This window comes from Viridibacillus sp. NPDC096237, from assembly GCF_050278625.1.
In the GTDB taxonomy this organism is placed as follows: Bacteria; Bacillota; Bacilli; order Bacillales_A; family Planococcaceae; genus Viridibacillus.
The window spans coordinates 46737-56848 of record NZ_JBNNTI010000027.1; the positions used below are offsets into that span (position 1 = coordinate 46737).

Annotated in this window: 13 protein-coding genes; 9 read left to right on the top strand and 4 right to left on the bottom strand. The window is 35.5% G+C overall.

All coding sequences use genetic code 11. The features are described from left to right. The first annotated feature begins 76 nt into the window (after positions 1-76). The gene (locus tag ACQKMD_RS14765) at positions 77-553 is read left to right on the top strand and encodes an acyl-CoA thioesterase (RefSeq protein ID WP_427752906.1); all 477 of its coding nucleotides are present in this window, start codon (positions 77-79) and stop codon (positions 551-553) included. Between the two features lie 45 nt (positions 554-598). On the opposite strand, the gene ACQKMD_RS14770 is transcribed toward ACQKMD_RS14765, so the two are convergent. After that, positions 599-1219, bottom strand: coding sequence for a histidine phosphatase family protein (locus ACQKMD_RS14770; RefSeq protein ID WP_427752907.1), 621 nt, complete (start codon positions 1217-1219; stop codon positions 599-601). 97 nt (positions 1220-1316) lie between these two features. On the opposite strand from ACQKMD_RS14770, the gene ACQKMD_RS14775 reads away from it, so the two are divergent. The 6 genes from ACQKMD_RS14775 (at position 1317) to ACQKMD_RS14800 (ending at position 6149) form a co-directional block, all read left to right on the top strand. Further along, positions 1317-2264, top strand: a complete 948-nt coding sequence (locus ACQKMD_RS14775; RefSeq protein WP_427752908.1) for a hypothetical protein — start codon at positions 1317-1319, stop codon at positions 2262-2264. A 147-nt stretch (positions 2265-2411) separates the two neighbouring features. Continuing rightward, positions 2412-3185, top strand: a complete 774-nt coding sequence (locus ACQKMD_RS14780) for a hypothetical protein (protein ID WP_427752909.1) — start codon at positions 2412-2414, stop codon at positions 3183-3185. After that, complete coding sequence (locus ACQKMD_RS14785; RefSeq protein ID WP_427752910.1) at positions 3182-3547, top strand: GntR family transcriptional regulator; 366 nt, start codon at positions 3182-3184, stop codon at positions 3545-3547. The genes ACQKMD_RS14780 and ACQKMD_RS14785 overlap by 4 nt, the downstream gene beginning before the upstream one ends. Before the next feature lie 2 nt (positions 3548-3549). After that, a complete protein-coding gene (locus ACQKMD_RS14790) occupies positions 3550-4260 on the top strand; it encodes an ABC transporter ATP-binding protein (RefSeq protein ID WP_427752911.1) in 711 nt (236 codons plus the stop codon). Next, positions 4250-5173 (top strand): ABC transporter ATP-binding protein, encoded by a 924-nt coding sequence (locus ACQKMD_RS14795; RefSeq protein WP_427752912.1) that lies wholly within the window; start codon positions 4250-4252, stop codon positions 5171-5173. Before ACQKMD_RS14790 ends, ACQKMD_RS14795 begins: the two co-directional genes overlap by 11 nt. Next, positions 5142-6149 (top strand): ABC transporter permease subunit, encoded by a 1008-nt coding sequence (locus tag ACQKMD_RS14800; protein ID WP_427752913.1) that lies wholly within the window; start codon positions 5142-5144, stop codon positions 6147-6149. The genes ACQKMD_RS14795 and ACQKMD_RS14800 overlap by 32 nt, the downstream gene beginning before the upstream one ends. Before the next feature lie 149 nt (positions 6150-6298). Here ACQKMD_RS14800 and ACQKMD_RS14805 read toward each other — a convergent pair whose 3' ends face one another. After that, entirely contained in the window at positions 6299-7609 is a 1311-nt protein-coding gene (locus ACQKMD_RS14805) for a protoglobin domain-containing protein (RefSeq protein ID WP_427752914.1), read from the bottom strand. A 322-nt stretch (positions 7610-7931) separates the two neighbouring features. On the opposite strand from ACQKMD_RS14805, the gene ACQKMD_RS14810 reads away from it, so the two are divergent. Further along, complete coding sequence (locus ACQKMD_RS14810; protein ID WP_427752915.1) at positions 7932-8135, top strand: hypothetical protein; 204 nt, start codon at positions 7932-7934, stop codon at positions 8133-8135. A 40-nt stretch (positions 8136-8175) separates the two neighbouring features. Here ACQKMD_RS14810 and corA read toward each other — a convergent pair whose 3' ends face one another. Together corA and ACQKMD_RS14820 are read right to left on the bottom strand one after the other, a co-directional pair. Continuing rightward, positions 8176-9138 carry a magnesium/cobalt transporter CorA gene (gene corA / locus ACQKMD_RS14815; protein WP_427752916.1) on the bottom strand — a complete coding sequence of 321 codons (963 nt, stop codon included), beginning with the start codon at positions 9136-9138 and terminating at the stop codon, positions 8176-8178. A 137-nt stretch (positions 9139-9275) separates the two neighbouring features. After that, entirely contained in the window at positions 9276-9524 is a 249-nt protein-coding gene (locus tag ACQKMD_RS14820; RefSeq protein ID WP_427752917.1) for a hypothetical protein, read from the bottom strand. A gap of 149 nt (positions 9525-9673) precedes the next feature. On the opposite strand from ACQKMD_RS14820, the gene ACQKMD_RS14825 reads away from it, so the two are divergent. Then, positions 9674-9979 (top strand): DUF4870 domain-containing protein, encoded by a 306-nt coding sequence (locus tag ACQKMD_RS14825; protein ID WP_427752918.1) that lies wholly within the window; start codon positions 9674-9676, stop codon positions 9977-9979. The last annotated feature ends 133 nt before the right edge of the window (positions 9980-10112 follow it).

Consider the following 10112-nt stretch of genomic DNA (forward strand, 5'->3'; position numbering starts at 1 on the left):
TAGAATAACAAGCACATTAACTTTAAAATGAACTTAGCATGAGAAAATAAAAAAGATTTAGGAGAGTGTTTAGAAAATGACAGAAGCAATCCCGATGAGCCAGTCACGTACTATACAATCGAAATTGGTTCTCCCCCCTGATACAAATCATATGAATTCTATTTTCGGAGGAAAAGTTTTAGCTTATATTGACGAAATTGCTGCGATTACATCCATGAAGCATGCAAAAAGCGCAGTTGTTACAGCTTCTATTGATTCAGTTGATTTCGTATCGCCAGCGCATGTTGGAGATGTTCTAGAGCTAGAAAGTGTAGTAACTACTACTGGTAGTTCTTCTATGGAAGTTTATGTACGTGTAATTTCTCGCAATTTATTAACAGGTGAACAAAAGTTAACAACGGAATCTTTTGTGACAATGGTTGCAATCGATGAAAATGGTAGACCTACTCCGGTACCAGGTGTGTTCCCGGAAACAGAAGCAGAAAAACGATTATTCGAATCTGGTCCTGCCCGTCGCGAGCACCGTAAAGCGAAACGCTTAATGCCTCACTAAAAAAACGTCCTTCATGCATGAGTCTACGTGCAGAAGGACGTTTTTTTATTCAAAATGTGAAGTATCACCAACGAGTTTTAAAGTTGCTTGTCCGTCACTATTTATTTCTACAACGGTTAAGCTCGTACCATGTATAAAAGGGGGGGCCCATAGAGAGTTTAATGGATTTCCTTTAAAATAATTGATAAGTAATTTCTTTACAACACTATGTGTGACGATTAAAACATTTCCATCGTGTTGGGCTTCAAGTATACGATCTAACGCTGCAAGAACTCGCTTTTCTACATCATGAAAATTTTCCCCAGAAGTAGCTTTAAAATTCTCGGGTTGTTCATAATAAGTAGCATATTGGGAAGGGAATTTGGATTCAATAGTACTTAAAGTCATTCCTTGCCATTCACCAGTATTAATCTCTCGTAAATCCTCATCTAGAATAGTAGTTACTTCTCGTCCCTTTAAAAGAATTTCAGCGGTTTGTACAGTACGTCCACTTGGACTAATATATGCTGCAGAAAAGGGAATCTTTTTCAATTTTTCTCCTAATTTTTCAGCATCTTGACGTCCTTTTTTTGTTAAAGGCGAGTCAGACCAGCCCTGCATCCGCTTTTCTATATTCCACTCTGTTTGACCATGTCTTGTAATATATAAAGTAACCAATACGATCACCCTCTCACGATTATTCTTTTAGTTTAGCAAAATAAATGAAACTTTTTCACTAATTTTTCCGTATGTTAATAAAAGGTAATTTTGGGAGGTTGAATGGATGTTACAGCAACTAGATGATCAGCAGGCAGAATTAAAGTTTGAGATGGATAAAAGAGATAAAGTTTTGCGCCGCCAAATTGCACTTCAAGAACAACTGGAAGAGATAGGTATAAGAGCGGGGAGATATTATAGAAAGTTACAGAAAGAAACAAAGGATGTCGATAAACTAGACCGCTTTTCATTTTTAAATATGTTCAGAACGTGGACAGGCAAGCAGGACGAGATTCGATTAAAGGAATTATCTGAAATGACAGCAGCAGAAGCAAAGTGGCGTGAAGCCCAGATGATGGAAGAGACGATACAAGCTGATTTATCTGAAATACAAACGGAACTTAATAATCCTAACTGGCAAAATATCGATGATAGATGGAGTGCAATTATTAAGGAGAAGGAAGAATTCATTTTCAAAAATAATTTACCAGAGTGTCGTCTATTGGGAGAGTTGTATGAAGAAAGATCGTTACTAACGACTTTACAACGGGAAATAGAAGAGGCAATGAAAGCCGGAGATGTAGCGAAGAGATCACTGCAGTTTGCACTGAAACGTTTAGACAATGCTGAAGGGTATTCTACATGGGATACGTTTTTAGGTGGTGGATTTATTGCGACCGCTTTAAAACACGGTGAATTAGATGATACTGAAAATGCTATCCATAAAGCGCAGGTCGCACTTCAAAATTTCCAAACAGAACTATTGGATGTGAAGGAAGTCCAAATTGAAAACTTACAAGTTGAGCGAGGTTCATTTATTACATTTGCGGACTATGTGTTTGATGATATTTTCTCGGAATGGTCATTGCATTCACGTATTAAATCATCACAAAAGCACGTAGAAGAGACATTGAATCAAGTGATTACTACTTGCGATGAACTTGAGAAGCGTTTCGAAATGACAGAAGATAAAGAAAAACAAATACGGAAAAAAATTGATGCTATTTTAGGATGAGATTAAAGTAGTAGTATCAAGGCGTGGGACGATTAACGAGATAACATATGGACAACTGTTTGGAAATTAATTTACAAAATCACTTGCATTTTATCGCTGTTCTAGTGTACCATATATCTAGTACACTAGAACATGTGAGGTATACTTATGGAAAAATGGAAAGGCCTATTTCGAAGGGAATGGTTATTATACCGTTCTTGGATATGGGGAGTTATATTAGCTACAGTTGTGACAATTCTCCTGGTACCAATAGGGCTAATGAAGGTTTTTCCTTTGGAGGGCAAATATGTAGAGATTGCAATTGTAATAACTGGGATTTGGGTACTATTAGTGAGTTTTATAGTATTGATTCAATTTTGCATCAGTTTAAATCAAGATGCAAAAAGATTAGATGTATGGTTGCATACGCCAGCTTCAACAGGGCAAATCATAAGCTCTAAAATTGCCTATAGTATCCTTTTTGAAGTTGCCGTCTTTGTGGTGTTGGGTGTATCGGGTATTACTTTGCTAGTAGCTGGCCATATTGCCGAGTTAGGTGAGTTAACTTTACTTGGTATTTACCTTCTATTACTACTCGTATCAAACTCATTGTTTATGTTTGTTGCTGTGTTATTGTTATGGATTTTCCATATGAAAATAAAACCGTACACTGGGAATTTCACTGGGTTTATTACCGTTCTGGTTGGAGTGATAGCCACTTTACTTTGGTCAAAAATGTTAGAGCTAGCACGGGTGAAAAAGTGGGTTAATACGTTAGAAATCCCATTGCCTTCATTTCGGAAAGTGGTACTTAAGATAACTGAAATACCTGGTTTACTAGAAAATCTTTATTTGGGATCTATCCTATTTTATTCCATCGTAACAATTCTCTTCTACGTTATCGCATTAAAGTGGCTTGATCGAGGAGTTGAACAACGATGACAGCAGACTTTTTGAAGGATAAACCAATTTATCAACAGCTCGTGGATCGTATATGTGGTGATATTATTCGTGGAAGTTTAAAGTCGGGAGATCGCCTTCCATCAGTTCGGGAATATGCTGTTGAAGTCGGCGTTAATGCGAATACAATGCAGCGCGTATACAAGGAGTTGGAGCAATTGGATATTACGGAAACGAAGCGTGGTCAAGGTACATTCGTAACGGAAAACCGTGAGCGACTAGCTGAACTACGTGAAGAGATGAAGTTAGGTTTAGTTGAAAGTTTCATTCACAGTATAGAGTCATTAGGCTTTACTCAAAGGGAAATGATAGAGGTATTGCAATCAAAGGAACGAGGTGAGTAAGTATGATAACAGTTGATAAAATCACTAAAAAATACGGAAAAAAAACTGTGTTAACCGATGTTTCTTTTACTATCCCAAATGGGAAAATTATAGGGTTAGCTGGAGAAAATGGTAGTGGTAAATCTACGCTGTTAAGAATAATTGCTGGTTTATTACATCCTACGAGCGGCAGAGTACAATTAGATGGTAGAAAAGCCAATCGAGGGAGTGCTGAGCATATCGCTTACTTACCTGACTTAGATTTGTTCTATCCTTACTTTACTGGAGAGGAACTTTTCCGTTATTACGACTCACAATTCGTAGATTTCCATTATGACAAAGCTTGTATTGTCGCACAGTTTTTGAATACTCCATTAGATGTAAAGCTGAGGAATATGTCAAAGGGTAATCGTGGGCGTTTGAAAATGGCAGCTACACTAGGGCGAGATGCATCTTATTATTTAATGGATGAACCATTCTCTGGTTTTGACCCGCTCGTACGCGAGAATTTGATTAAAGGGCTTATTCAATTTACAGATTCAGAAACACAAACAATATTCCTTTCGACTCATGAAATTAGGGAAGTTGAACCTTTGTTAGATAGTATTATCGTTCTTCAAAAAGGACAAATAGTGGCTCAGGAAGAAATTGAAAACATCCGTGAAGTATACAACCAAGATACGATTACATGGTTGAAAAATTTATTGAAGGAAGGTGACAAAGTTGGACAATAAACCAATTGTTGAACTAAAAAATTTATCAAAAACAATTAAAGGTAAGAAGATTATCCATGATTTAAATTTAGCTTTGTATCCCGGTCAAATTACGGGATTTTTAGGACCAAACGGAGCGGGGAAAACGACAACAATTCGTATGATGGTAGGTCTTATGAAGCCAACGAGCGGTGAGGTTTTCATCGATGGCCAGTCGGTACAAAGTCATCTTGAGGAAGCGATTAGCAAAGTAGGTGTAATCGTAGAAAATCCTGAGATGTATAAATACTTATCAGGCTATAAAAACCTTGAACATTTTGCACGTATGAATAAAAACGTAACAAAAGAGCGAATTGATGAAGTTATTCGTCAAGTAGGTTTAGAAAAGCGTATTCGTGAGAAAGTATCGACGTACTCGTTAGGGATGCGACAACGTTTAGGTTTAGCACAGGCTTTGCTAAATAAACCGAAGTTTTTAATATTAGATGAACCTACGAATGGTTTGGATCCAGCAGGTATTCGAGAATTCCGTAACTATTTACGTAAAATTGCGGAGGAGGAAGGTGTCTCTGTTTTCGTATCAAGTCATTTACTCTCTGAAATAGAATTAATGTGTGACAGAATTGCGGTTATTCAAAATGGTAAGTTAATTGATATGCGTGAAATGAAAAATGACGAGCAGTCACATTACTATATTGAAACAGAACAAAATGCTAATATCACGACAGTCTTTGCTGATGCAGGTATTGTTTTTGAACAGCATGAAAAGGGATGGCTCGTACAGGCTGAAAAAACACAAATTCCAGCAATTGTGCAGTCACTTGTTGCTAGTGATATTAATATTTATGCAGTAAATCCTTATCATAAAACATTAGAAGATCAATTCTTAGAAATGACAGGAGGTGGCCAAATTGCTGAAACTAATTCAAAATGAGTGGATGAAGTTGTGGCGTAAAAAAGCCACTTGGATTATGTTAATTATGCTTATCGTATTAGTCATTGGTTTGGCTGGGTTAAATAAGTGGATATCGTCTAAAAATAGTGCTGAAGATGATTCAACTGGTGGAGCCGTGACTACAGAAAAGGCTAAAGGGAAAGATGCACCGAAGTTGAGTTGGCAAGAACAAGAAAAGATTGCTATTGCCGAGAATAAAAAAACGCTAAAAGAAGATGGTCTATCTAAAGATGAAAAAGAAAATTTAATCGAAAAAAATAGTATATCAGAATATCGCCTGAAGAATGATATTGCACCTGAAAATGAAGCGAGTATGGAAAGCTTTGTGTTAGACTCTAGTGGTATGTTGTCGTTAGTTACTATGTTTGTTGTCGTTATTGCGGCAGGAATTGTGGCAATTGAGTTTTCAGAAGGTACAATTAAAATGTTATTAACGCGACCAGTAAAACGTTGGAAAATACTAACATCCAAGTTTGCTACGGTATTATTATTCGGGATAGCTATGGCGGCAGTCACTTGGATTACCTCTGTAATTATTGGTCTTATACTATTTGATTCAAGTGGTGTAGGTTACTTGAAATGGAATGGCAGTGAAGTAGTAGAACAGTCGATTTGGCTACGCTCATTGTATTTATATTTAATTTCATCAGTTAATATTTTCGTGACTGCAACATTTGCCTTTATGATTGGATCTGTTTTCCGTTCAAATGCTTTAGCAATTGGTATTTCAATGTTCCTATGGTTTATGGGAAGTAATGTTGTACTCTTCTTAAGAAAATATGAATTTGTAAAATACTTATTCTTTACGTATACGGATTTAACACAGTTTGTATATGGTACTGGATTGGTTGAAGGTACAACAATGGCACTTGCGCTTACGGTGTTATCAGTTTACGTAGTCATTTTCATGGCAATTAGTTATATTGTTTTCACCAAACGAGATATTACAGCGTAAAAAGATGTCAGAAATGATGTGTATTATAGCTATCATTTTTGTTGTAGTTATATTTGTATTTGGTGGCTTTTATGGAATAAAGAAATTTTATCAAAAATAAAAAAACAGGCTGTTCACCATGACTTTTCATGGGCGAACAGTCTGTTTTCTTAATTTAGTTGGCTCGTAATTTCAATTAAATGATCAGATGATGCAGATACCTGAGCAGCTCCTTGGCTTAAATCCTCAAGTAGATGAGAAATACTAGTAATGTCTTTTGTTGTATTTTCATTTTTCTCTTTTATACCTGCGACCGCTTCAGCGATAATGTTGAAGGATTGTGAAAGGTCACTTTGCATTTCAACGCCTTTGGAGATTTGAACATCAACATCCTTCACTGAAGTCGACATATTCTCGATGTTATTTTCGGTATCCTTGATAAGAAGTGAGACATTGTGAACAGCACTTTTCGTTTCCTCAGCTAATTTACGTACCTCGTCAGCTACGACAGCGAAACCTTTACCATGTTCACCAGCACGCGCCGCTTCAATTGAAGCGTTTAAAGCAAGTAAATTGGTTTGATCTGCAATGTCTGTTACTAGACGCACAATTTGTGTGATTTCATTGGATGAAATACGTAATTTATTCATTGTTTCATCTAATAATGAGACACTTGAAGACATTTTATTCATCAACTTTGTTTGCGCATCTAATAGTTCTCTGCCGCTATCAGACTTTTCTTGAGTAGAAGTAACGAACGTTAGTCCTTGTTGCGTTGATTGCGCAATATCATCTGATTGGCTAGCTAAAGATTGTAGTGAGGCTGTTGTTTCTTGACTAATGGCACACAACTCTTGTGCTGTGCTTTGAACTGAGGTAACAACCTTTTGTTTTGTTTCATCCGATTTTTCTCTGACGCGGTCTTGTTCATTTTCATAAGCCTCGATGACTAACTGTTGTTCGAGATTTATTAACTTAGAAAATGCCTCGATTGCTAAAGTAGAATCTTTCGTATCGAGTTCCAGACTATTAACAAAACGAATGAAAGATGTAGTTAAAGATTGGAATGAATTAATATACCACTTAGATTGTAAACCTATACGAACATGTACCTTTGCTATAACTTTGCGTTGTTCAATATAAGCGTCATTAATATGACATTCAAACATTTCAGATAGATGACGTGACAATGTCACTTTTAACTTGTTGATTTCAGAATGATTTTGAATAATACTTATTAAATTATTTGATTGACTGATAGCATCATAAAATTTCTCGACCATTTCTGTTATAAGTTCCTGTGTTAATGGTTGTAGTTGTTTTAAGATAGCTAAATCTTGTTTTTTTAAATCTAATAATTGAAATTGTTTTTGTATATCATGATGTCTCGTTACATTTAAAGTAACTTGATTTATATAGTGTTCTGTTTGAAAATAGTGTTCTTTTACTTTACTAGTTTTTCTCATTGTCCAAATTGACACGTCAATTTCTCCATTCCCTATTAGCGAAATTTAGTTTATGATGATTCTATTCTACCATTTTTAACGTATCTATAAACATAATATATATATCATTTTATTGTGAATATAGTAATAATTAATTAATAAATAGGGATATTTCAAGTAAAAATTAGAGGTATAAAGTAATGATATAGGGATTTACTAGGTCTTTTTATAAAAAAAGACCCTTTTAAGCTGATACAAAGAAGTGAACAATCGATGTCACATATTGTTTCACAGTGTTCTTATAGGGTGTCCATGCTACAATATAAGAAATGTCTTGGAGAAAAGGATGTATTGGTCAATGGATCGTAAACGTGGAATGAAATTTGCTTTACCAATAATGGCTGTTGTAGTGGTATCAGCAATGATGTTATTGAATAAAGATTATACAGAGGTTCCTATGAACTCTCGTATAATGATAGCAGCAGGTGCAGCATTATTTTCAGGTGTAATTTCTTTTGTTTTATTTGGCTTAAAAGATGCTAAGGATGATGGACTAAAGTGAAAATGCAGACTCTTCACCAATTGTGAGGAGCCTGCATTTTTTATGGTTTAAATAAGTCAAACCAGCCTTTGTATTTGAACCAAACTAACATGAATACGGCAATGAAAATCATAATACTTAGAACGATAAAGTAACTGTACTGCCAATGTAATTCAGGCATATTCTCAAAGTTCATACCGTAAACACCTACTATAAAGGTCAATGGAATGAAGATTGAGGAAATAATAGTTAAAATCATCATAATGCCATTCATGCGGCTTGCATTCATCGACATATGACTGTCCCGCATATCAGCCGTAAGTTCGCGATTAGATTCGACCATTTCGGTTAGTTTGATGAGGTGGTCATGGACATCGCCAAAGTAAGCCCGTTCAGTTTTAATCAGTGCAAAGCGTTCGGAGTTTAAAATGCGATATAATAGGTCGCGCATTGGTAAAATAGTACGTCGAATATGGAGTAAATCACTTCTTAAGTCAAACACATAGCGCATTGATTTAGCGTTATTTTGGTAATTTAGCTCGTCGTCAATTGTATTTAAATGATCTTCAATGTTGTAGACCATAGGGAAATAACTATCAACGATTTTATCTATTGCTTGGTAAGTGACGAAAATAGCACCGCGTTCCCAGTTCTGAGGTTGATCTTGTAAACGTGAACGGACGATATCAAATTCATTTACTGGTGATTTATGAAAAGTTACTATAAATTTCTTGGAAACAAACATGTTAACCTCTTCAGCTTCAAAGGTATTCTCATTTAATTTATGTAAAACTAAAAATTGGTAGTCGTCATAGTAATCGAGCTTTGGCCGTTGTAAACGCATTAAACAGTCTTCAATAGCTAGTGGATGAAAGTGAAAGAATGTACTAAGTAGCAGTTCTTCTTGTACTGAGGGTTCATCAAAATCAACCCAATACCATTCAAAAGAGTTCTTACTTATTTCTTCTAGTGGAAAATCCATTTTTAGTTCTTGATTGTTAGTAATGCCAAGGGTTCGAATCATAGATAGTCCTCGTTTCAACTAATATATAACTATCCTCTCATAAATGGCATCGTATTGTCACGGAGAGACGTTGAATATTATATAAATAGTAAAGAGGGCGCTTCTATATAGCGACCCTCTTATATATTTTATAGAATTTAGTTGTCGGTTTCAATTTGATTCCTATTACTTTTTTGGGTCGGATTTTCAATAGTATCTTGATGTAGCAAATCCGAATCACTGATTGAGTTGATGATTTTTATTTTATGCTCGATGGTTTTAGAGCATGAAGAAGTTTTAGTTTCGCAATCATTAGAAAATGAATTTTTCAATAAACAATATGGCATTGCAATGAAAATAATTAAGCATAGCGCGATACTTCCGATGAATAACAATACTTTTTTCAAAGGAATACTCCTCCTTTTTGTTCGTTACTACAGAGGACGCAAGGATAATAATAATGTTCCTTTTTTTGAATTGAATATGAAACTAATGGATTTTTTAATCGTATACATAGATAAGAAGTATATAAAAAAATGAAAGTGAGTTGCTCTAATTGGAATCTAAAGGATTAAAAGTAATTCTTCATGCAAGTGCATTTTTTGCTCCATTATTATTGCCAATCCTATTCTATATATTTATTGACGATAAACAAATTAAACGTTTGTCTATTCAAGCGTTATTGTTCCAATTTGTTATGTGGGCATTAGTCGTTGTTTCAGGCATCTTTAGTTTTTTATTAATTGGACTTCCATTCTTAGTGGTTTTTTTGATTATGACTGTGGTCGTACCAGTAATAGGTATTGTGAAGGCTCTTAATGATACAGATTGGGATTACCCGATTGTTGGGAAATGGTATTAACACGATAAAACCGCGATAGCTTTTTTGCTATCGCGGTTTTTTAATGTGCGCCCGGCATGCGTATGAACTATAGGGTGCAAGTCCTGAACCCCGAAGACAGAAGTAGAGGTTAGCCAAGAGCAAGGGTGTCCGT